The organism is Thermococcus chitonophagus (assembly GCF_002214605.1).
Taxonomy (GTDB): Archaea; Methanobacteriota_B; Thermococci; order Thermococcales; family Thermococcaceae; genus Pyrococcus; species Pyrococcus chitonophagus.
Window position 1 is genome coordinate 1,022,819 of record NZ_CP015193.1, and the last position, 19,935, is coordinate 1,042,753.

Below are 19,935 nucleotides of genomic sequence, written 5' to 3' on the forward strand. Positions count from 1 at the left end.
AGAATTTACATTTTATCAGTAGGCTCACTCTAAGTTCCTATAACTCAACTATCGTTAAGTTGCGTAAACCCAAGAAAGTTAACAATAGCGTAAAGTTTTTTAGGTTAACGGTAGTTAACGGTAAATATGGACATAAATAAGCTTCTCGAGCTAATTAAGGAAGGCGAAAATGAGCGGATAGAGTTCAAGAGGGCGGCAACACCTGACATAGCGAGGGAAATATGCGCAATGGCAAATGCTGAGGGAGGATACATCCTAATTGGAGTCACAGACGAAGGAAAGATCACGGGATGTAACGTTAAAAAAGCAAAAGAGACCATAACATCTGCTCTACAAAATGTTACACCTCCTCTAAAGGTAAAAATGCACGTGCTCAGCCTTGAGGGAAGGCATATCCTAGTGGTTGAGGTTCCCAAATCGAGTGTTTTATGTTCCATTGGAGGAGTCGCATACATAAGAGTAGGAACAGGAATAAGGCCCCTTTCAATCCAAGAGATAGTTATGCTTTCCTCGGAGCTTGGAACTATAACATGGGATGAATTTCCAGTTGCTGATATTTCAGAAATCAAGGAAGAATATGTAGAATGGTTTTTCAATTCAATGAAGCGCGCGAGAGGTAGGGAGATCCGCAGAGAAAACTGGAATCGGTATTTAAGGAGTGTTAGGGCAATCAAGGGGAATAAGTTGACAAATGCCGGAGTCTTGTTCTTTACAGAGGTTAAGGAGTTCATTCCTTATGCGGGAGGTAGGATAATAAAGGTGGCTGGAGGAGAGCCGGTGTGGAGCAGGGAATTCGAAGGGCCGATATGGAAGGTCATAGATGAAATGTACAATGAATTAATATCTCAGTTCAAGGTCATTGAAGTCATCGTCGGGACAAAAAGAGTTAAGATCCCCGAATATCCGCCAAGGGCGATTAGAGAAGCTATTGTGAACGCTTTCGCTCACAGGAATTATGCTATTCCCTCCGACGTGAAGATTTTTATTCATTCGGATAAGCTGATAGTGCGGAATCCTGGGGGTCTAATGCCCGGGGTTGATCTAGAAGATCCCGAGCACGTGCCGAGAAATCCAAACCTCTGCACGCTCCTGTATGACACTGGATACATAGAAAAGTACGGTTATGGGTTAAAGCTGATACGGGAAGAATGCAAGAAGCATGGTCTCGTTGATGTCGAGTTTAAAAGCTCCGCAAATAAGTTTGAGGTAATATTCAAAAAAAAGAGCCAAGAGTTGCTTGATGACATTGACAAGAGAATATTGGAGTTTCTGACGATACCAAGGAGAACTGGGGAAATCAGCGAATACGTTGGTTTGTCAAAGCCAGCAGTACTCAAAAGGTTAGAGAGGCTTGAGGCCTTAGGACTCGTGAGGGCTGTTGGAAGAGGTGCGCACAGGAAGTACGTTGCAGTTGAATAGCCTTTAGCCTTAGAACCCCTGAATTCCCTTTCTCCTCATGGTTCTCTCAAGGAACTTGTATGAGAGAACGCCCAGCGTTAGGTATAGTAGGGTTAACGCGAAGAGTATCAACAATTCCTCCCTTACCCCAAATATAGGTCTTGATCCGGTGAGAAGGGCCCTTAGAACGTCAACTCCCCACGTGAAGGGAAACGCATACGAGAGGTGCCTTAAGGGCCCCGGGAGGAGAGTTATGGGAAAGTAAAGACCTCCTATGAGGGGTGCCATGTTTCCAATTAAGGATACAACCTCATCTCCCTCCCTGATCACTAGGGTTAGTCCAAATATGAGATAGGCGAGGCCGAAAGAGGCAGTTATGGACAGGAGGAACACCACAACTGAAACGGCAACTTCAGAAACCGTTGCCCCAATAAGTCCCATAATAACTGCCAAGGCAACCAAGGGCAGGGAAGTAACAGTTGTTACAGCAATCCCAAGGAGAGACCAGCCCAGGATGTACTCAAGTGGAGTGAGAGGAGTTAGCAACATGTCCTCAAGCTGGTCTGTTCTCATGTAGTACCTTAGGACAAAGATGGAGGACCACACGACCTCCACGTAGTTCCAGTACGCTATTCCGAGGATGTAGTACTCAAAGTAGTTCTCTGTTCCCAAAATATCCCCTAAGCCAATCTTTTTCCCGTACCAGAGTGCAATTATAACTGGAACTACCGTGAGCACTGGAACTAGAACGTTCCCGTACCAGTCAATTCTGTACCTCCTCGCCGTCAGCAGGGACGCTTTGGCAAGTGCCAAAAACCTCACCAAGCCTCCCACTCCCCGCTAATTCTGAGGAACTCTTCTCCCTTCTTTATCATCCATATTCCAACGATAAGGTATACAAGTGTAACTAAGTTTAAGCCCAGGAGGTAGTAGGATAAGCCGGAGAAGTCTCCATGGAGGATCTTTCTGCCCACTATTATCGTGTACGTTAGCGGTATCAGATATGCCACTCCTCTAACGATCCTGGGGTAAGCCCTAATGTCGGCGGTAACACCCGAGGCAACTGCGAGTGCTTCCTGGGTTAAGAAGTTCACTCCTCCTATCCTCCTGAACCTAAGGACTAGACCGGCCCATAGAAGTGAGAAGGCGAACATGTAAAAGCCGGAAGCTATGTAGAGAGGGAGGAGCCCAAATCCGGCTGAAACTCCAGCTAACTTGAAGATGACCATAGTAACAACCGTGATGTAGGAGCACTCGACAACCATCCAGAGACCCTTACCGAGGAGAAAGCTCAGAAGACTTACAGGAGATAGGGCAACACTCACTAGAGTCCCCTCCTCCCTCTCATCCTCAAATGCCTCCTGAAGGCCAAAGAAGTACTGGTTCAGCCAGTACCACATTATAGAACCCACTAACACGGATTCTCCAAAGCTTGGGGAGAGGAACTTCGCCGTGAGAACCCAGGGAGCTAAGATGAAGAACGGGGTTAGGGCAAAGTTGAGCCAGACTAACCTATACCTCCTCTGGACCCTCAACTCCTTCTTCGCTATCGTTAATACTTCCCTAAGGCTCATTGAGGAGCCTCCTCAAAACGGAGTATAGATCATCCCTTTCGACCCTTATATCCTGGGCGTTCCTCCTTATGAGCTCCCTAAGCTTCTCGTCGAGCTCCTCCTCTCTGGCTATTACCTCAACTTCCTCTCCATTGATTGTTGCGGTGATTCTTAAGGTATCGAACGAGAACCTTGAAAGCCTGTCATCGGCTATTATCCTTCCCTCCCTCATGACGATTAGCCTCCCGTTCTCGGGAAGGCCGTGAAGGATGTGACTCACCAACACAATCGTAACTCCCTGGGAGTTGAGCTCTTGAAGGAAGGAGATAACCTCGGTTACGGCCCTTGGATCGAGGCCATTTAAAACCTCATCGAGAAGGAGAACCTTTGGGTCGTGAATTAAGGCCTTTGCTAAGAGTAGCTTCTTCCTCATTCCCGTTGAATACTCTTCGACAAGTTTGTCCTTAGCATTCTCAAGACCAAGCCTTTTGAGGAGGTACTCGGCTTTTTCCCTCCAGTTTTTAACCCCATAGAGGCCCGCAAACACCTCAAGGTTCTCCATCCCCGTGAGCTTCCAGTATAGGCTTCTCTCGTTTGCAAGCACCACACCTAGGATTTTTGAAGCCTTCTTCCACTCCCTCATCATGTCGTAGCCGAAGACCCTAACTTCGCCCTTATCCGGGACTAAGAGACCAGAAATGATCTTAAGGAGAGTGCTCTTACCAGAACCATTTTCCCCGGCAATTACTACGAACTCGCCCTCCCTTATTTTGAGATTTACATCCTTGAGAACATGAGTACCATTGAAGCTCTTCCAAACTCCTTTCAGCTCAATTGCCATGGTTCCGGGTAGATTTGGGAATTTAAAAGGGCTTTCTAAACCAAAGGTTTTCCGTTAACATGTTAACTTACATCCGCTGTCATGTCTTCGTTGTTAATCAGTTAACTACACTCCCCTCAAAACAAGGTTGAGTTGTGTTAATTCAAATTCGAGAATACTTAGAAAGAACTACAAACAATAGAACTATAAGAGGACGAGGATCATGGAAAAAATTCTCAGGAATCTGAAAGCGATAATAGTTGAAGAGTTTGAAAGGAGAGGGATTAAAGTTCGTGAAATTATCCTATTTGGATCTAGGGCCAAGGGAAACTCTAAAGAGAGTTCGGACTGGGATATAATGGTCGTTATAGAAGATAATATCGATAGGGAAACGTATAATGAGCTCGGGTACAGTGTTTATAGGAGGGTTGATATTCCACTTGATTGGAGAAGTACAAGGACCTCCCAGGATTCATCTATTACTATGCAGTACGAGATGGTGTTAAGATATGAGGGAAGACGTTAAGGCATGGTTAAAATGAGCTGAGGATGACTTAGAAACTGCGATTGTTATCTTGGAATCACCCAAACCTGACAGAACTTTTGGCGTACTTATCCAAGAGAGAGTTGATGAGCTTACAAGATATGCAGTCGAATCGAGGTATCCGACACTCTTTGAGCCCACTTGGAGGAAGCAAAAAGAGCTGTAGAAATTGCAAGATTTGCGCATGACTTCGTTTCCAGAAAATTGCTAAATGACAGGGGTAAGTGAGGAAAGTACTAGAGCACAAGCCTCCTTTCCTTGGGAACGTAGTTCTTAACAACGCCATTGATAAGCTTTCCGCCGCCGAGCCAGTAGTTCCTCCACTTTAGGATAACCCATCTGTTCCCCTCTTCGTCAACCTTTATGTCCTCTCCCCTAAGCCATGTCCTCGCCTTCTCATCGTCGACCTCTATGACATTTTTCGTGGCTTTGGGTCCTATTATGAATGCTCCCTCAATGGTTAGCCTTATGCCATCAGCCTCTATCTTTCCAAAGTACACTCCTTCGTGACCCTTCTCTGGAAACTCGCACTTCCTGTAAGCGTATATTCTCCTTCCCCTAACTTCAAGAACTAAATCATCTGGAGCGTAGCCATACTGCTCTTCGAGCATTTTCTTGATGTCCATTTTTGTTCCCCCTAAATATATTTCATAAGCGTGTTCAGAGCCCACTCAAAGGCATCCCTATCATCAACATCTATGACGTGATCCAAGTACTGGAGGGCCCTAAGATTTATCACGAGGTAAGCTTCTCCCCTCTTGAGGCCAAGGTCGTAGGCGTCGTAGTAAACCCTTTCTTCTCCTAAGGCTTCATTAATCAGGTCAACGAAGTACTTTATGTCCTCGACGCTGATCTCATCCCACTTGCTCTCGAGCTCATCAAAGAACCTCTCCAAGGTGAATATCTTCTCGACCGGCAGGTTGAGGGTTCCCTTGATGAACTGAAACTCACCTACCCTGAATATCTTAACGTCATCGTTATCCCTGATTCCAACAGTATCCCAGAGTATCACTCCCTCTATTACGTTTCCACCACCGTACCTCTGAGAGAGCTCGCTGAACACGTCAAATACAGCTTGCATCTCCTCTATAAACTCTTCCTCATCTTCAAAGCTCACGACCTTGCTCACGCTACCCCTCATCTCGCAACCTCCCGTGGGATTATTAAAGCAGACACCCTGATTTTTAAATATGAGGGTCGCCCTTAAAATAGCCTACGATGGAACAAGATTCCACGGCTTTCAAAGGCAACCCAACGTTAGAACCGTCGAGGGCGAGATTATTAAAGCATTAAATGATGCAGGCATAGAGTTCACGGATTTCAAGAGCGCATCAAGGACTGATAGGGGCGTAAGTGCATTAGGGAACGTTGTTGCCCTGACAACAGACGATGAGAGGATTCTCAATCCAATGGTTCTAAACGGCAGGCTTGAAGATATTTGGGTTCTCTCAGCTGTGAAGGTTCCCCAGGATTTCCATCCTAGATTCTGGGCCAAATCGAAGGTGTATAGGTACTACCTTCCATCTTGGGATCTGGACATTGAGAAGGTTAAGGAGTGCTCTAGGCTTTTCCTAGGAACACACGACTTCTCGGCATTCGCGAGAGTTGATGGAAGGGACACGATTAGGAGTATAGATAGGATTGAAGTTTGGAAGAGCGGGCCAATTTTAGTTGTTGAGGTTGAGGCGAAGAGCTTTCTTTGGGAGATGGTTAGGAGAATAGTCAAGGCCCTTGAGCTCTGCGGGTCGGGTAAACTTGTATCCCAGGATATAGAGAGGATGCTTCAGGGAGCGTACGAGAGGAGCAGGAAGGTGCCCCCAGCTCCTCCAGAGGGCTTACTGCTCGTGGATGTGGAGTACAACGGAATTACTTTCCCACTCGACGAGAGATCCCTGAAAAAGTTTAGAAGGGAAGTCGAGGAGAGGGCGAAGGCTAGGATGATGCTTTCTTACTTAACCCTAGATATGATAAAAGTTTAAAGGGCCTCAACTCAAGCCCGGTGGGTGAAAGCATGAAGGTTGAGGGTTTGGTTTCGAGCCTTAGGAACGCGGAAACAGTTGAAGAGCTTTTCTCCATCCTTAAAAAGAAGGGTGCTCCAGTTATGGACCTCGAGGGCATGAAGAAGCTTGTTATAATCGAGGGGGACTTTGAAGGGAAGCAGTTTTATACCGAAATCAACGGCCTAAAGGCGAACATGGCACTGGGAGATGCTATGCTAAATGCTTCAAGCGTTCCGTTCAAGTGCAAGAAGCCGTTCACTGGAGGTAACTTGATCTTTGTAGACTACGATAACATCGAGGCGGAAGAATTCGTGCTCGCCTATAAGGCTGAGAACACTGGAGTTTACTTCCACGTGAAAGGTGGGGAGGCTAGAGAAATAAGCAAAGAGGAGTACGAGGAACTCAAGGACAAGATGCCTGAATTCAAGGTTAAGGGCTACAGTGAGGAAGAGATGGAAGGGATGGGGGCCTTCTTTGGATAGCCCTCAGAAGTGGTAGCTCTCATCACTCTTCAGTGCCGGGCTCGCTCCTCATCGGGCCCCTACCAAACTTTTGTCCCAACGGGAACCTCATCGGGAACTGGGATTAAGAAGACTTTCCCTTCTTCGGTTTCAGCAACTATAAGCATCCCTTGGCTCTCGACTCCCGAAAATTTCTTTGGTTTTAGGTTCAATACGAATATAAATTTCTTCCCCTTTAGGTCTTCTGGAGAGTACTGGTCAGCTATTCCGGTGACTATCGTTCTCTCTTCCTTCCCAAAGTCAACAACGAGCTTTATCAGCTTTTTCGTCCTTGGAATTTTCTCGGCTTCTTTCACTAGACCAACCCTCATATCAAACTTCCAGAACTCTTCAACGTCATACACCGACACCACCTAATCTTCGTTGGATTAACTTATATATCCGGTTTCCCAAACTACATCGACATGAAGTGGGAAGAGTGGAAGCCGTTTTACGAGCGAATAGTCAGAGAGATGGGGTACTCGGTAGAGGATGATAGGAAGTCAGCCGAGCTACTAAGGGCAATCCTTATTGAAAACGATAATTACATAATTAAAGAAGAGCTTAAAGCTGTAATTATGGAAAAAGTTTACGTGTTCGGTGCCGGCCCTAGTCTCGAAGATGCCCTAAAGAAATACGATTTCTCAGATGGCACAAAGATTGCAGCGGATGGAGCTACTACCGCCCTTTTAGAGCACCAAATGATCCCGGACATAGTGGTCACAGATCTTGACGGGAGAATTCAGGATTTAATTAGAGCATCTGGGAGGGCAATTATGGTAGTCCACGCTCACGGTGATAATATGGATAAGCTCCCTCTCGTGACGAACTTCCCCATAGTCCTGGGGACTTGTCAAACTGAGCCCTTAGATATAATATACAACTTTGGAGGCTTTACGGATGGAGATAGGGCCGCATTTCTGGCAGAAGAACTTGGGGCTAAGGAGATAATCCTTGTAGGTTTCGACTTCTCAGGCCTAGTTGGAAGGTGGAGCAAGCCTTGGTTGAAGCAACATACAACTGCATGGGAAGAAAAAAGGAAGAAGCTGGGTTTCGCAGAGGAACTTTTGCAGTGGCTTAAAGACAATGGTAAGGCAAAAATAACCTTTCTTTACTGATAAATAGTTCAAATTTCTGTCCAAAAATGATTTATATTAGATGACACTTTTAAATGCCGAGGTGATCTGATGAATTCCGCCATTACCATCTTTCTGGCGGGTCTCATCTATGTTGTCTTGTATCACACCTATGGTAAGGCCCTTCAGAACAAGGTAGTAAAGGCAGACCCCAACAGGCCAACGCCTGCTCACAAGCTCTACGATGGCGTTGACTACGTTCCAGCACACCCACTAGTTCTCTACGGCCACCACTTCGCTTCAATAGCTGGTGCAGGGCCAATTGTAGGTCCAGCCGTGGCAATGGCCTGGGGCTGGCTCCCAGGATTGCTGTGGGTCTGGTTCGGAAACGTCTTCATTGGAGCAGTCCACGACTATCTAGCATTGATGTCATCCGTGCGTTACGATGGTAAGTCAATTCAGTGGATAGCCGGAAAGCTCATGAGCAAGAGGACCAGCATGGCCTTTGAGCTCTACGTCTGGTTTGCGCTGATCTTAGTTATAGCAGCATTCGCTAACGTTATAGCAGGAATATTTGTCAAGACCCCTGGTGCTGCAACAGCTTCAATACTGTTCCTGCTGATTGCAGTCATATTGGGATGGTTGCTGTACAAGGTGCAGATAGACTTCAAGGTGGGAACGATTATAGGGATAGTCTTGCTAGCACTTGCAATTTACATCGGATTCAAGTTCCCAATAGAGGCCAGCAAACAGGTTTGGTACATATTCCTGGGCCTGTACATAATAGTTGCATCTTCACTGCCAGTTTGGATTCTGTTGCAGCCTAGAGATTACCTCAACGCGTACATTCTGTGGTTTGGTCTTGCACTTGGAGGCATAGCGTTCCTCGTGGTTGGCCTTAAGGGTATGGGGACTTTCACAGCTCCTGCATACACTACTTGGAGCGCCCACGTTGTCGGTGGAAAACCCTCACCATTCTGGCCAACAATCCCACTGGTCATAGCATGTGGTGCACTGAGCGGTTTCCACTCCTTGGTTGGTTCAGGAACGTCATCAAAGCAACTTGACAACGAACTTCATGGCCTACTTGTTGGCTATGGTGGAATGTTCACTGAGGGATTCCTATCGACTATCGTTATCTCTTCAATAGCAGTATATGGAATAAAGGTCTTCCAGGATGCCAATGTTGCAATAAACTTCCAGAACTGGGCCCAAATCTACGCCCCAATGGTAGCAAGTAAAATAGGAAAGGTCACAATATTCGCAAAGAGCTATGCCTATGGACTGCATGACGCTTTTGGTATTGATGTAAAGGCCGGTGCACTCTTCGCGAGCCTGTGGGTTTCAGCGTTTGCATTAACTACATTAGATACGGCAACAAGACTTGGAAGGTTTGCATGGCAGGAAATAATTGAGATGGTGAAGGGTCCAGAGATCCTTAAGAACAAGTGGGTTGCATCCTTCATCCTCGTGTTCCTGGGGATCTACCTGGCATGGATTGGAAAGTGGCTCGTTATATGGCCAGCCTTCAGTGGAATGAACCAGATGCTTGCGAGCATAGCTATGATGACAGCTTCTCTGTGGGTGGCAAAGGTTCAGAGGCCCGCAGGAATATGGAAGTGGGCTGTTCTAATTCCGGCGCTGTTCCTATGGGTTACAGTAACCGCAGCATTGATATGGTTCCTGATCTACGTAGGAAAGGGAAGCATCTGGGTCAGCATAATAACAATTGTTGGTCTTGCACTGAACTTCCTGCTCGTCATTGACTGGTACCACGCATGGAAGAAGCCCGCAGAAGAGTACCAGGCCGCTACCGCCTGACCTCCTTCTTTTCTTTTACGTTTAGGAGGCATTAAAATGGAGCCCATAAAGAACTTTCTGAAGGGTTTCTTTGAGTACTTTAAGCAGAGCTCAACTGAATACATCGAATTTGAGCTGAGAGAGCTCGAAAATGTGTTTGCACTAATTTTGATGGCCTCTTTCATAGGTATACCTTCTCCACCGACTACCCTCGTCTTGAGACTCATGCCACACATGGTGAAGGAGATAAAGGTAATGCAACAGAGAGCCATTGATCTCGATGATGTATTCGCGGAAGTCGCTGGGATGTTTGACATAGACTGAGGTGAGAGCATGAGAAAATATCTCCTACCTCAGGATGGATTCAGAGTGATATTTGTCATTGGGAAGGGAGGAGTTGGGAAGACAACCACCTCAGCCTCATTAGCAGTTGCCCTAGCGGAGGCAGGCCATAAAACCCTCATAGTCTCCCTTGATCCAGCCCACAATCTTGGTGACGTTTTAATGGAGAAGCTTTCAGATAAGCCCAGGGAGATAATGGAGAACCTCTATGCGAGCGAGCTTGACATGGAGGGAATGATTAGGGAGTATCTGGAGCACCTTGAGAAGAACCTGAAGAACATGTATAGGTATTTGACAGTAATAAACCTCGAGAAGTACTTCGAAGTCCTACGGTACTCCCCTGGAATAGAGGAGTACGCAACCCTTGAGGCTATAAGGGAAATACTTAGTGAGGGGGATAATTGGAACGTCATAGTGTTTGACACTCCTCCAACAGGTCTCACGCTAAGGGTTCTCGCTTTGCCGAGGATCTCTTTAATATGGGCAGACAAGCTAATAGAGATTAGGAAAAAGATACTCGAGAGGAGGAGGGCTATAGCCAAGATTCAGGGGGAGCAGAAGTTCGTAGTTGATGGAGAAGAGATAAAGCTTCCAACTGAGGAAGAAGAGGATGGCGTTATGAGGGAGCTGAAGGCATACAGGAGTGAGGTTGAATTCGTGTACAAGACTATAACTGACCCCAAAAAGACTTCAGTTATCGCTGTTATGAATCCAGAGCTGCTTCCCCTTTACGAAACTAAGAGAGCTTATGAAAGCCTGAAGAAATTCAAGGTTCCCTTCAACTTAATAGTCATGAACAAGGTGATCCAGCTTGAGCGCGAAGTTCCTGAGATAAAGGTCAAAATTGAGGCTCAAAAGAGAGTTATGGAGGAAGTTAAGAGGGAATTCAGAGGTGTTGATATAGTCGAAATTCCTATGTTCCAAGAGGAACCGAGAGGAATTGAGTGGCTGAGGAAGGTCGGGGGTATGATAGTTGGAAATCCTTGAAAAACTAAGGAGGGTCAAGAATCCGTTCACGGGTCAAGATATAGTCAGCGAAGGACTAGTAACTAAGGTTATTAAGGAAGATAATAAGGTCATAATTTACGTGGCCTTTGCAAGGAATACACCAAGAAAGCCCGCAGCAATGGCAATGGTGTGGCCAATTCAGGCTAAGATAGTGAGGGAGATAGTTAACGTCCTAAAAGATTACGATATTGAAATTTTAGACGATCTGACACTGCAAAGGTACTACCCAGTGGAGGAGGTATAATGGAGACCTCAATGCTGATCTTCATAATAATGGTTCTCGCAGCTGTTTCCTCCTTGCAGTTCTACAAAGGGAGAAAGCTCAACCTGATGCTTATGCAGCACTATCTTAGGAGCATAGAGGGCATATTGAAGCCCAAGGACAAGGACTACGTGTGGCTTGGAGGATACGTAGGTTTCAGAGCCTACTACAAGCTTGACGATCCAGATATACTAAAATTCGAGTACACCCTAACTCTCCTTCCGAGGCACAGCATCCTGTACTTTCCCGTGTCCCTCCTTATAAATAGGCACGACAAGCTTTACATTGTTGTCAGGCCAACGTTTGAGATAAAGAGGGAGGTTCACTTCCTCCAGAAGGGGTACTTCAGAATGAGGCCAGGAATTGAGAGGGAGATCGAGCTACTTAAGGGTGAGGAAGAAATTGGGGGTGTGAAATTTGAAACCCTCTTTGATAACTACGAGGACGTTAAGCCAGTGAAGGAGTTCATTGAAGGATTCTCAAACGTGAAGAACATCAAGCACGTCGCGATAGTTCCGAAGACAAACGTGATCTACGTTTTCATGAAACCAGAGCCTGACACAATAGAAAAAGATGTGAGGAATATCCTGAGGTTCATAAGAAACTTTCCAAAAGGAATGAAAGGCTAGCATTCTGCTTTTTTCTTTTCCCTGTAGAACCAGTCAGCAGCCTTACAGTACTCAAACAGTTCTTCTGGTTTGAAGTACAAGTTAATCTCCCTTTCGGCACTCTCCTTCGAATCGCTTGCGTGAATTACATTGTAGATTGCATCTCCAATGTCAAGGCCATAGTCTCCCCTAATGGTTCCTGGGGCCGCATCCTTGGGATCCGTTGCTCCAGCCATCCTTCTGACAACCTCAATTGCATATCTCCCCTCAACGACCATTACAACTACGGGAGCCTTTGTGATATACTCTATAAGGGCATTAAAGAAGGGCTTACCTTTGTGCTCTTCGTAGTGCTTCTCTGCCAACTCCCGGTCTATCCAAATCATCTTCATGCCAACGATTTTTAGTCCTCTTTTTTCAAACCTGCTTATTATTTCTCCAATTAATCCTCTGACAACAGCATCAGGCTTTATTATTACTAGGGTCCTCTCCACTTCTTCCATCAGCGACACCACTAATACCTTCCTGGGAGGATTTAATTAACTTATCTATCTCGAAAAAGAAGAACGCCAAGCCACTCGCAACCCCTACTAATATGAATGGTAGTTTTGAGGGAAGTGGCAATCCCCTGTGCCACTTATAAAGTAGGTAATTCTGGTAGAGAAAGGCATAGATGAACCACATCAAGATTAAGCTTTCAATTGCCGTTATTAAAACATCCTTCCACCTTTTCTTTAATATATCAACTTCCAATCTCACCAGACCTCCAGAACTTCCTAAGTCTGATTCTCATAAGAGGCAGAGTCACCGGCTTCATAGTCTCAACCATCCAGTCGGGAAGATCCTTTTTAACGTTACTCCACAGAACCCTATAGTCAAGGATAACTATGCTTCCCTTTTCCTCAGCAGAGCGATGAACTCTTCCAGCAGCTTGAGCGAGCTTCCTGTGGGCGGGTAGAACGTAGCCATAGTACCTTCCCTTCCCAGGGAACTTCTTTTCAAAGTACCTTATCTGGGCTTGAACCCTCGGAGTTGGCCGGGCATAAGGGATGCCCACCAGAACTACACCATTCATTTCATCTCCTGAGTAGTCCTGACCCTCGCTGTTCCTTCCGCCCATAACACCAAAGAGAACTGCCCCGTTTTTCTTTGCATGTGCCTTGAACTCTGTAACCATAGCATCATTTTCACTTGAGCTTGCATCCTTCTTTTCTATGAACACCTTCTTTCCAACTTCCTCCTCGATCTTTATGTGAACATTGGTGCTTATTATCCCCTCCAGCACTTCGTATGAAGCTGTAAAAACGCCCACGTTTTTGGGAATTATCTTTACGGCCTCAAAAATGTACTCGGCGATCTTCCTGTACAGGCTAGGGCTCCTCTCTTCTCCCCTCGTGGAAACATCCCTCGCAACTAAAACTATTGCATTCTCCCTTTTTACCATCCTGGGGAACTTCTTTAGCTCGGCTTTTACACCTATGATATCCCTAAATGCCTCCAAGGGGCTGAGCGTTCCTGACATGAAGATTGCCGAGTGAACCTCGTTAACAAAGTCTAGGGCCACTGAAGGATCAAGGGCTACGAGCTCTAGAGCGAGTCCCCTTTCCTTGCTGAATAAATGGATGTAATCCTCCCTCTCTCCAACGGAGAGCCAGTTCCATAGAAATTCCCCCACTCTTCCAACGTAGCTCCTTGGTGGGAGGTTCCTCTCTATTTTGTCCTCTCTTATCGCATCCCCAATTTCAACCATGTAGTTTATGATCTCAGCCAAATCCCTAGGAGAGTAAGAGAGTATGAGGATTGGATGTTCAAAGACTTCCTGGGGCCTTATAGGAATCTCGGAGGATTCATAATTCTCTAATCTCTTCTTGTACAGTATCTCCAGCCCCTTTAGGAATATCGAAAGGAAGTTTTCAACGTCATCCTCCCCGTATTCATGGGCCTCTTTAATTGCTCTCTCAATCGTCCTCACGCTTAGCCTGTCGCTTAACGTTGAGATTGCTTGATCTGGAACGTTATGGGCCTCATCAAATATCACTATCAGATCAGAATAATCAATACCAAGACTGTCCATAAAGGCCTGCCTGATCCATGGGTTCAGCATATAGAGATAGCTTGCAACTATTACGTTGGCCTTCTCCCCAACCTTCCTAGTTACCTCATAAGGACATAGCTCCAGCAGTTCTGAGTATTCAAGAACTTCCCAGGGAAAAGATGGTCTCTCAAGGAAGAATTCAACTATCTCCTTAACCCTATCTTTCTTCTCCTTTAGATTTTCGTAGAACTTGCACTTTCCAAGCTTTCTAAGGCTCTTACATACGACCATACTCGTGTAAGCGTCCGGAGCGAACGTCTGAATGTACTTGTGTAGGCATAGATCCTTTCTACTCCTGAACTCAATCCCGCTAACTTTTCCAACCTTTCTTATTGCCTTAAGCTCCTCTATTACCCTGTCCATCTGCTTGTGAGTTCTTGCCAGATAAATCACCTTGTACCCCAGGGAGATTGCATAGGGCAATACTCCAGCAAGAACACTTATCGTTTTCCCGAATCCCGTGGGAGCCTCCACTATTAGATTTTTCCCACTTTTAACGGCTTCCCTGACTAGGGTTATGAACTCTTCCTGATGCGGTCGAAGGCTCTGGTATGGGAAGTGCTCTAGCATCGCTATCGCCTTTCTCTAAGCGGAACTCTTCAAAAATCTACCGAGACTATATAGACTACATATGCCAATGTATAAACAAGAGCACAGATGCGGACATATGGTCGCAAATGAACATAAACGAAAGGTTTTTATATGTGAATAGTCTGTTTATTCTCTCGATGATGCAGATGGTGAGAACGATGAGAAGGATAAATTTAATCACGATAAAATATGTTGAAATCATTAGGTTACTTGTCATAATTCTCATCCTTCTTATCCTATGAAGTGACGAATTACCATCCCGCGAACCCCTCACCTTTTGGGGTTCGGTTTGTCTCCATGACAAAAAGCTTGGAGGTGGTCCGTATGGAGTTTGAGACCATGAAGAAGGTGGTGGTTGAGGCTATGGAGAACGGCGCCCAGTGGGTGGCCGTGACAGTAAAGACTAGAGATGCACCAACTAAGGTAATGGAGGAGTTTGAGGAGTTCCTAAAAAAGCAGGGGTGGAATGTGAACTTTAGAGCAAACTGGTGGAGCCCAGCAAGGTATGGGGTAGCAGTGTTGGAGGCTCAAAAAGGCGGAAAGAGCAAAGTGCTGATGGTCAAGTGGGCAGTTTCAAGCAAGGAAGACAAAGTACTGAGAGTTGAAGGCAAGATGGAGAAAGATGCAAGAAAAGAGTTCTACACAATAGTCGATATGGTCAGTGATGACTTCCTGTATGACACAATCTTGAGAAACATGATGGATAGGTACTAATGGATTTGTCAATTTGATGTAAACCTTGGCCTCTTCCTCTACCAAATTTCGTTTTGTATATAATTTCCGGATTTTGGAATTATATCTAATATGTCAAGTATACAACAAGAATTGCGAAAATTTATTATACAAGGTGTGCAGGGTGGGGGTTTAGGGAATGACTATGAGGGCCGGTGAAATAAGTTGGGTATTCAATCCATTAAGAACATGGCTTGGTGAGAGGGGTAGCAGTTATGATGATTATGTTGGCAATGGCACAATAATCGTCCTTCTTCTTCTGATTCTCATTATTATTGGACTCATTATCCTCCTCTGAAGTAATCAAAGGTACATTCCTCTCCTTTCCTTTCCCTGTGTCTTTTTCGTGAACTAAACTCTATGGGGGTGGTCTCTATGAAAATGTCCGGCGCGAAGGCTCTGGTAAAGGCCCTGGAAAAGCAGGGCGTGAAGCATACGTTTGGTATAATAGGTGGAAGCATAATGCCAGTATTTGACGAGCTATTGGACAGTGAAATAAGGCATATAACCACAAGGCATGAGCAGGGGGCAGCCCATGCAGCAGATGGATATGCAAGGGTCTCAGGAAGGCCAGGAGTTGCAATAACGACCTCGGGTCCAGGAGCAACTAACCTAGTTACGGGAATAGCTACCGCCTATATGGACTCCTCACCTATTGTGGCAATAACTGGTCAAGTGCCGACTTACATGGTTGGGAAGATGGCTTTTCAGGAGACCGACATAATCAACATAACGAAGCCGATAACGAAGTGGAACTATCAGATACAGAAACCTGAGGAAGTTCCCAAGGCAGTAAAGATGGCATTTACTATAGCGACCCTTGGAAGACCTGGGCCGACTCTTCTAGACTTCCCGAAAGACGCTCAAACTGGAGAAGGGGAAATGAACTTTGATGTAGACATCTCTCAGCTAGTTACGCCATGGAGACCACCAAAGCTTGATGCCTGTCCAGAAGAAGTGAAGAAAGCCGTTGACATGATACTTTCCGCGGAGAAGCCGGTATTCATTGTTGGAGGAGGAGTTGTTTGGTCAGGGGCAACCGACGAGGTTCTAGCGATAGCCGAGTACTTAATGATACCAATAATGGCAACCTTCATGGGCAAGGGTGCCGTTCCGGAGAATCACCCATTGTACGTGGGTAACTTGGGAATGCACGGAAAGATAGCAGCAAACAAACTACTCCCTGAGACGGATCTAATAATAGCAGTAGGAATGAGATGGAGCGACAGAACTGTTAGTGAATTCGAGAACTTTGCTCCAAATGCAAAGATAATCCACATAGACATAGATCCAAAGGAAGTTGGTAAGAACGTCAAGGCGCACCTTGGAATAATAGGCGATGCGAAGAGAGTTCTAAGAGCTATCTACAATGAGATCGTGAGGAGGGCCAAGAAGAGGGAAGATTGGCCGTGGTTTAGAAAGGTTCAGGAGTTCAAGGAAAAGTACAGGGAAGAATTAGTTCCAATAGATGGGAACTATCTAAGGCCCCCCGAGATCCTTAAGGAATTGAGAAAGCTATTGCCTGAAGATGCAATAGTGGCAACGGAAGTTGGTCAAAACCAGATGTGGGTAGCCTTGTTCTTCCCGATACTGAAGCCAAGAACTTTCATAACCTCAGGTGGACTTGGAACGATGGGCTTTGGATTCCCGGCAGCGATTGGGGCTAAAGTTGCCAAGCCAGACAAAGTCGTTGTTGATATTGCCGGTGACGGAAGCTTCATGATGTCCGAAAGGGAGTTGGCTACGGCGGTTAACGAGAACATCCCGGTTATAGTGATAATCCTCAACAACTCCTCCCTGGGAATGGTGGCTCAATGGCAGAGAATGTTCTACAACAGGCGCTACGTTGCAACGTACTTCAAGAAGAACCCCGATTTTGCCAAACTAGCTGAGGTTTATGGTGCTCAGGGCTTTAGGGCCGAAACTATGGATGAGCTGATCAAGGCCGTTAAGGAGGGAATGAAGGCTGACGTTCCTACCGTCATAGATGTCCCAATCCACCCGGAGGATGATGTTCTGCCAATGGTTCCTCCGGGGGAGCACATCTCGAAGGTCGTAACGAGGTATTGAGGTGGTTGAAATGGTGAAGGTATACTACGACAATGAGGTTAGTATGGACATACTGAAGGACAAGACCGTGGCCGTTATAGGGTACGGAAGCCAAGGAGAAGCTCAGGCAAAGAACATGAGGGATTCCGGAGTTCACGTAATACTCGGTCTTAGACCTGAAGGAAATTCATGGAAGAGGGCAAAGCAGGACGGCTTTGAAGTTTACACAATCGAAGAGGCCGTTCAAAAGGCCGATATAGTTCACATTCTAATTCCGGATTTAGTCCAGCCAAAGGTATACAAGGAGAAAATTGAGCCACACCTAAGGGAGGGGCAGGCATTAGGCTTCTCCCACGGTTTTAACATTCATTACAAACAGATAGTCCCTCCTGAATATGTTGACGTCATCATGGTTGCTCCCAAGAGCCCAGGAAGGAGGGTTAGAGAGACCTACTTAGAAGGCTTTGGTGTTCCTGCCTTAATTGCTGTCCATCAGGACTACACAGGCCATGCAAAGGAGTTAGCACTCGCAATGGCCAAGGCGATAGGAGCAACGAGGGCTGGAGTAATAGAGACAACTTTCAAGGATGAAACCGAGAGCGACCTCATTGGAGAGCAGTTAGTCCTCGTTGGAGGTCTAATTGAACTCATAAAGAAGGGATTTGAAGTTCTCGTAGAGCTTGGCTATCCACCAGAACTCGCTTACTTCGAGGCCTGCAATGAAGCAAAGCTAATAATGGATCTAATCTATGAGAGAGGATTCACTGGAATGCTGAAGGCTGTATCAGATACGGCAAAGTACGGTGGTCTTACGGTTGGGCCAAAGGTAATTGACGACCATGTCAAGGAAAACATGAGGAAGTACGCCGAGAGAGTTAGAAGCGGGGAGTTCGCCAAAGAGTGGATATCAAAGGCCGACAGAGCAAAGGAAGTTCTTGAGGAGCTAATGAAACCCATCGAAGAGCATGAGATAGAGAAAGTTGGAAGGTTCATTAGGAAGATGAGTGGATTGGAGAAGTAATCTCCCCCTCTTCCTAATTCTTTGGAGGGTTAAATCGTGAGAAGGATAAAAATATTTGACACTACGCTGAGAGATGGCGAGCAGACTCCTGGTGTTAGTTTAACCGTTGAAGAGAAAGTTGAGATAGCCAAGCAGCTCGCGAGACTTAACGTGGATATCATCGAGGCGGGCTTTCCAATCTCATCTCCCGGTGAGTTTGAGGCCGTAAGTAGGATAGCCAGGGAGGTTGAAGGGCCTACCATAGCGGCCCTAGCGAGGGCCGTTAAAAAAGACATAGACAGGGCGGGAGAAGCCCTTAAGGACGCTGAGAAGAAAAGAATCCACACTTTCATAGCGACTTCACAAATCCACATGAAGTACAAGCTTAGAAAGAGCCCCGAGGAAGTTAGAAAGCTTGCCGTGGAGGCAGTAGAATACGCCACCAAATACACTGATGATATAGAGTTCTCTGCCGAAGACGCAACAAGAAGCGACTGGGACTTTCTAGTTGAGATTTATGAGGCTGTTATAGATGCTGGAGCAACGACAATAAACATTCCAGACACCGTTGGCTATACAACGCCGGAGGAGTTCTACGAGCTGATAAGATATCTGAAGAAGAATATAACGAACCTCAATGGAGTAACGATAAGCGTTCACTGTCATGATGACCTTGGCCTAGCGGTTGCTAACTCCCTCTCAGCAATAAGAGCCGGTGCTAACCAAGTTGAAGTTACTGTGAACGGAATAGGGGAGAGAGCTGGAAACGCCGCCTTAGAGGAAGTTGTCGTTGCTTTAGATACTAGGAAGGACTTCTATAAAGTTGAAACTGGCATAAATCTGAGTGAAATAGCGAGAACTAGTAGGTTAGTTGCACATCTAACGGGAATTGAAGTTCCACCGAACAAAGCCGTTGTTGGAGCGAATGCTTTTGCTCACGAATCGGGGATTCATCAAGATGGAGTTCTAAAGGAGAGAACCACCTACGAGATCATAGATCCAAAGAAGCTTGGATTTTCTGGTAGCAAAATTGTCTTAGGGAAGCATTCGGGAAGACACGCTTTCAGGAAAAAGCTCGAAGAGCTCGGCTATAAGCTAAATGAGGAGGAATTTGAAAGGGCATTTGCTAAGTTCAAAGAAGTTGCAGATAGGAAGAAAGGCATTACTGATTTGGACATAGAGGCAATAATTCAGGAGGAACTTGGCAAAGGAAGGGAGAAGTACCACGTTGAAGTTCTTCACGTAACCTCGGGAAAAATCTCAACGGCAACGGTTAGGGTTTACTGGAACGGTACCGAGAAGATCGAAGCTTCATGGTCCAAGAACGGGCCAATTGATGCTCTCTTCTCAGCCATAAATAAGGCCCTAAACCTCGACTGCAGGCTCAAAGAGTACAGGGTAACCTCCGTCACTTCTGGAAGGGATGCTCTGGGGGAGGTTCTCGTTAGGATTGAGCACAACGGTGAGATTTACGTTGGAAGAGGGTTAAGCACTGACATTATTGAAGCCAGCGCTCAGGCTTATCTAAACGCCGTGAATAGAATAAGGAGGTGATAG

General features: G+C 45.9%; 24 protein-coding genes. 15 read left to right on the forward strand and 9 right to left on the reverse strand.

Annotated elements, in window-relative coordinates:
* Positions 1-126 precede the first annotated feature (126 nt).
* Positions 127-1,419, forward strand: coding sequence for an RNA-binding domain-containing protein (locus tag A3L04_RS05740; protein WP_068576829.1), 1,293 nt, complete (start codon positions 127-129; stop codon positions 1,417-1,419).
* A 9-nt stretch (positions 1,420-1,428) separates the two neighbouring features.
* Here the strand turns inward: A3L04_RS05740 and A3L04_RS05745 are convergent, their stop codons facing one another.
* Genes A3L04_RS05745 through A3L04_RS05755 form a run of 3 tightly spaced genes read right to left on the reverse strand, consistent with a single transcriptional unit; the run spans position 1,429 to position 3,792 of the window.
* Positions 1,429-2,220 (reverse strand): ABC transporter permease, encoded by a 792-nt coding sequence (locus tag A3L04_RS05745; RefSeq protein ID WP_231963848.1) that lies wholly within the window; start codon positions 2,218-2,220, stop codon positions 1,429-1,431.
* Positions 2,217-2,972: an ABC transporter permease gene (locus A3L04_RS05750; protein ID WP_068576825.1), complete on the reverse strand. Its 756-nt coding sequence runs from the start codon at positions 2,970-2,972 to the stop codon at positions 2,217-2,219. The genes A3L04_RS05745 and A3L04_RS05750 overlap by 4 nt, the downstream gene beginning before the upstream one ends.
* Complete coding sequence (locus tag A3L04_RS05755) at positions 2,962-3,792, reverse strand: ABC transporter ATP-binding protein (protein WP_084448856.1); 831 nt, start codon at positions 3,790-3,792, stop codon at positions 2,962-2,964. Before A3L04_RS05755 ends, A3L04_RS05750 begins: the two co-directional genes overlap by 11 nt.
* 202 nt (positions 3,793-3,994) lie before the next feature.
* Between A3L04_RS05755 and A3L04_RS05760 the strand changes: the two genes are divergently transcribed.
* Positions 3,995-4,297 carry a nucleotidyltransferase domain-containing protein gene (locus A3L04_RS05760; protein WP_068576823.1) on the forward strand — a complete coding sequence of 101 codons (303 nt, stop codon included), beginning with the start codon at positions 3,995-3,997 and terminating at the stop codon, positions 4,295-4,297.
* 254 nt (positions 4,298-4,551) lie between these two features.
* Here A3L04_RS05760 and A3L04_RS05765 read toward each other — a convergent pair whose 3' ends face one another.
* Positions 4,552-4,941, reverse strand: a complete 390-nt coding sequence (locus tag A3L04_RS05765) for a methyltransferase RsmF C-terminal domain-like protein (protein ID WP_068576821.1) — start codon at positions 4,939-4,941, stop codon at positions 4,552-4,554.
* 11 nt (positions 4,942-4,952) lie between these two features.
* Positions 4,953-5,456 (reverse strand): hypothetical protein, encoded by a 504-nt coding sequence (locus tag A3L04_RS05770; protein ID WP_068576819.1) that lies wholly within the window; start codon positions 5,454-5,456, stop codon positions 4,953-4,955.
* Between the two features lie 49 nt (positions 5,457-5,505).
* Between A3L04_RS05770 and truA the strand changes: the two genes are divergently transcribed.
* Both truA and A3L04_RS05780 read left to right on the forward strand, forming a co-directional pair.
* Positions 5,506-6,294, forward strand: a complete 789-nt coding sequence (gene truA / locus A3L04_RS05775) for a tRNA pseudouridine(38-40) synthase TruA (protein ID WP_068576817.1) — start codon at positions 5,506-5,508, stop codon at positions 6,292-6,294.
* 32 nt (positions 6,295-6,326) lie between these two features.
* Complete coding sequence (locus A3L04_RS05780; protein WP_068576814.1) at positions 6,327-6,797, forward strand: hypothetical protein; 471 nt, start codon at positions 6,327-6,329, stop codon at positions 6,795-6,797.
* A 59-nt stretch (positions 6,798-6,856) separates the two neighbouring features.
* On the opposite strand, the gene metG is transcribed toward A3L04_RS05780, so the two are convergent.
* A complete protein-coding gene (metG, locus tag A3L04_RS05785; protein ID WP_068576812.1) occupies positions 6,857-7,186 on the reverse strand; it encodes a methionine--tRNA ligase subunit beta in 330 nt (109 codons plus the stop codon).
* A gap of 54 nt (positions 7,187-7,240) precedes the next feature.
* Between metG and A3L04_RS05790 the strand changes: the two genes are divergently transcribed.
* The 6 genes from A3L04_RS05790 (at position 7,241) to A3L04_RS05815 (ending at position 11,932) form a co-directional block, all read left to right on the forward strand.
* Positions 7,241-7,933 (forward strand): 6-hydroxymethylpterin diphosphokinase MptE-like protein, encoded by a 693-nt coding sequence (locus A3L04_RS05790; RefSeq protein ID WP_068576810.1) that lies wholly within the window; start codon positions 7,241-7,243, stop codon positions 7,931-7,933.
* Positions 7,934-8,002: 69 nt separating this feature from the next.
* Positions 8,003-9,712: a carbon starvation CstA family protein gene (locus A3L04_RS05795; protein ID WP_068576809.1), complete on the forward strand. Its 1,710-nt coding sequence runs from the start codon at positions 8,003-8,005 to the stop codon at positions 9,710-9,712.
* A gap of 36 nt (positions 9,713-9,748) precedes the next feature.
* The gene (locus A3L04_RS05800) at positions 9,749-10,015 is read left to right on the forward strand and encodes a hypothetical protein (RefSeq protein WP_068576807.1); all 267 of its coding nucleotides are present in this window, start codon (positions 9,749-9,751) and stop codon (positions 10,013-10,015) included.
* A 9-nt stretch (positions 10,016-10,024) separates the two neighbouring features.
* Positions 10,025-11,020, forward strand: a complete 996-nt coding sequence (locus tag A3L04_RS05805) for an ArsA family ATPase (RefSeq protein ID WP_068576805.1) — start codon at positions 10,025-10,027, stop codon at positions 11,018-11,020.
* Positions 11,007-11,285, forward strand: coding sequence for an iron-sulfur cluster assembly protein (locus A3L04_RS05810; protein ID WP_068576803.1), 279 nt, complete (start codon positions 11,007-11,009; stop codon positions 11,283-11,285). The genes A3L04_RS05805 and A3L04_RS05810 overlap by 14 nt, the downstream gene beginning before the upstream one ends.
* Positions 11,285-11,932 (forward strand): hypothetical protein, encoded by a 648-nt coding sequence (locus A3L04_RS05815; protein WP_068576801.1) that lies wholly within the window; start codon positions 11,285-11,287, stop codon positions 11,930-11,932. The genes A3L04_RS05810 and A3L04_RS05815 overlap by 1 nt, the downstream gene beginning before the upstream one ends.
* Here A3L04_RS05815 and ndk read toward each other — a convergent pair.
* From ndk to A3L04_RS05830, 3 genes are read right to left on the reverse strand one after another with little or no spacing between them, the layout of a single operon-like run.
* The gene (gene ndk / locus A3L04_RS05820) at positions 11,929-12,414 is read right to left on the reverse strand and encodes a nucleoside-diphosphate kinase (RefSeq protein ID WP_068576799.1); all 486 of its coding nucleotides are present in this window, start codon (positions 12,412-12,414) and stop codon (positions 11,929-11,931) included. The genes A3L04_RS05815 and ndk overlap by 4 nt on opposite strands.
* A complete protein-coding gene (locus A3L04_RS05825; RefSeq protein WP_231963846.1) occupies positions 12,374-12,670 on the reverse strand; it encodes a hypothetical protein in 297 nt (98 codons plus the stop codon). Before A3L04_RS05825 ends, ndk begins: the two co-directional genes overlap by 41 nt.
* Positions 12,654-14,576 carry a helicase C-terminal domain-containing protein gene (locus tag A3L04_RS05830; protein ID WP_068576797.1) on the reverse strand — a complete coding sequence of 641 codons (1,923 nt, stop codon included), beginning with the start codon at positions 14,574-14,576 and terminating at the stop codon, positions 12,654-12,656. Before A3L04_RS05830 ends, A3L04_RS05825 begins: the two co-directional genes overlap by 17 nt.
* Positions 14,577-14,921: 345 nt before the next feature.
* On the opposite strand from A3L04_RS05830, the gene A3L04_RS05835 reads away from it, so the two are divergent.
* The 5 genes from A3L04_RS05835 to A3L04_RS05850 all read left to right on the forward strand — a co-directional run bounded on the left by A3L04_RS05835 (position 14,922) and on the right by A3L04_RS05850 (position 19,932).
* Positions 14,922-15,311, forward strand: coding sequence for a hypothetical protein (locus A3L04_RS05835; protein WP_068576796.1), 390 nt, complete (start codon positions 14,922-14,924; stop codon positions 15,309-15,311).
* Between the two features lie 157 nt (positions 15,312-15,468).
* Entirely contained in the window at positions 15,469-15,627 is a 159-nt protein-coding gene (locus A3L04_RS10990) for a hypothetical protein (protein WP_157092400.1), read from the forward strand.
* A gap of 77 nt (positions 15,628-15,704) precedes the next feature.
* Positions 15,705-17,399: a biosynthetic-type acetolactate synthase large subunit gene (gene ilvB, locus A3L04_RS05840; protein WP_068576794.1), complete on the forward strand. Its 1,695-nt coding sequence runs from the start codon at positions 15,705-15,707 to the stop codon at positions 17,397-17,399.
* A 10-nt stretch (positions 17,400-17,409) separates the two neighbouring features.
* Positions 17,410-18,399, forward strand: coding sequence for a ketol-acid reductoisomerase (gene ilvC, locus A3L04_RS05845; protein ID WP_068576791.1), 990 nt, complete (start codon positions 17,410-17,412; stop codon positions 18,397-18,399).
* Between the two features lie 36 nt (positions 18,400-18,435).
* Positions 18,436-19,932, forward strand: coding sequence for a 2-isopropylmalate synthase (locus tag A3L04_RS05850; protein ID WP_068576790.1), 1,497 nt, complete (start codon positions 18,436-18,438; stop codon positions 19,930-19,932).
* Positions 19,933-19,935: the final 3 nt, after the last annotated feature.

Excerpts from the sequence above, each read along its gene's own strand:
- A3L04_RS05740 (WP_068576829.1), top strand. The coding sequence starts at position 127 with ATGGACATAAATAAGCTTCTCGAGCTAATTAAGGAAGGCGAAAATGAG.
- A3L04_RS05750 (WP_068576825.1), bottom strand. The coding sequence starts at position 2,972 with ATGAGCCTTAGGGAAGTATTAACGATAGCGAAGAAGGAGTTGAGGGTC.
- A3L04_RS05755 (WP_084448856.1), bottom strand. The coding sequence starts at position 3,792 with ATGGCAATTGAGCTGAAAGGAGTTTGGAAGAGCTTCAATGGTACTCAT.
- A3L04_RS05760 (WP_068576823.1), top strand. The coding sequence starts at position 3,995 with ATGGAAAAAATTCTCAGGAATCTGAAAGCGATAATAGTTGAAGAGTTT.
- A3L04_RS05765 (WP_068576821.1), bottom strand. The coding sequence starts at position 4,941 with ATGGACATCAAGAAAATGCTCGAAGAGCAGTATGGCTACGCTCCAGAT.
- A3L04_RS05770 (WP_068576819.1), bottom strand. The coding sequence starts at position 5,456 with ATGAGGGGTAGCGTGAGCAAGGTCGTGAGCTTTGAAGATGAGGAAGAG.
- truA (WP_068576817.1), top strand. The coding sequence starts at position 5,506 with ATGAGGGTCGCCCTTAAAATAGCCTACGATGGAACAAGATTCCACGGC.
- A3L04_RS05780 (WP_068576814.1), top strand. The coding sequence starts at position 6,327 with ATGAAGGTTGAGGGTTTGGTTTCGAGCCTTAGGAACGCGGAAACAGTT.
- A3L04_RS05790 (WP_068576810.1), top strand. The coding sequence starts at position 7,241 with ATGAAGTGGGAAGAGTGGAAGCCGTTTTACGAGCGAATAGTCAGAGAG.
- A3L04_RS05795 (WP_068576809.1), top strand. The coding sequence starts at position 8,003 with ATGAATTCCGCCATTACCATCTTTCTGGCGGGTCTCATCTATGTTGTC.
- A3L04_RS05800 (WP_068576807.1), top strand. The coding sequence starts at position 9,749 with ATGGAGCCCATAAAGAACTTTCTGAAGGGTTTCTTTGAGTACTTTAAG.
- A3L04_RS05805 (WP_068576805.1), top strand. The coding sequence starts at position 10,025 with ATGAGAAAATATCTCCTACCTCAGGATGGATTCAGAGTGATATTTGTC.
- A3L04_RS05815 (WP_068576801.1), top strand. The coding sequence starts at position 11,285 with ATGGAGACCTCAATGCTGATCTTCATAATAATGGTTCTCGCAGCTGTT.
- ndk (WP_068576799.1), bottom strand. The coding sequence starts at position 12,414 with ATGGAAGAAGTGGAGAGGACCCTAGTAATAATAAAGCCTGATGCTGTT.
- A3L04_RS05830 (WP_068576797.1), bottom strand. The coding sequence starts at position 14,576 with ATGCTAGAGCACTTCCCATACCAGAGCCTTCGACCGCATCAGGAAGAG.
- A3L04_RS05835 (WP_068576796.1), top strand. The coding sequence starts at position 14,922 with ATGGAGTTTGAGACCATGAAGAAGGTGGTGGTTGAGGCTATGGAGAAC.
- A3L04_RS10990 (WP_157092400.1), top strand. The coding sequence starts at position 15,469 with ATGACTATGAGGGCCGGTGAAATAAGTTGGGTATTCAATCCATTAAGA.
- ilvB (WP_068576794.1), top strand. The coding sequence starts at position 15,705 with ATGAAAATGTCCGGCGCGAAGGCTCTGGTAAAGGCCCTGGAAAAGCAG.
- ilvC (WP_068576791.1), top strand. The coding sequence starts at position 17,410 with ATGGTGAAGGTATACTACGACAATGAGGTTAGTATGGACATACTGAAG.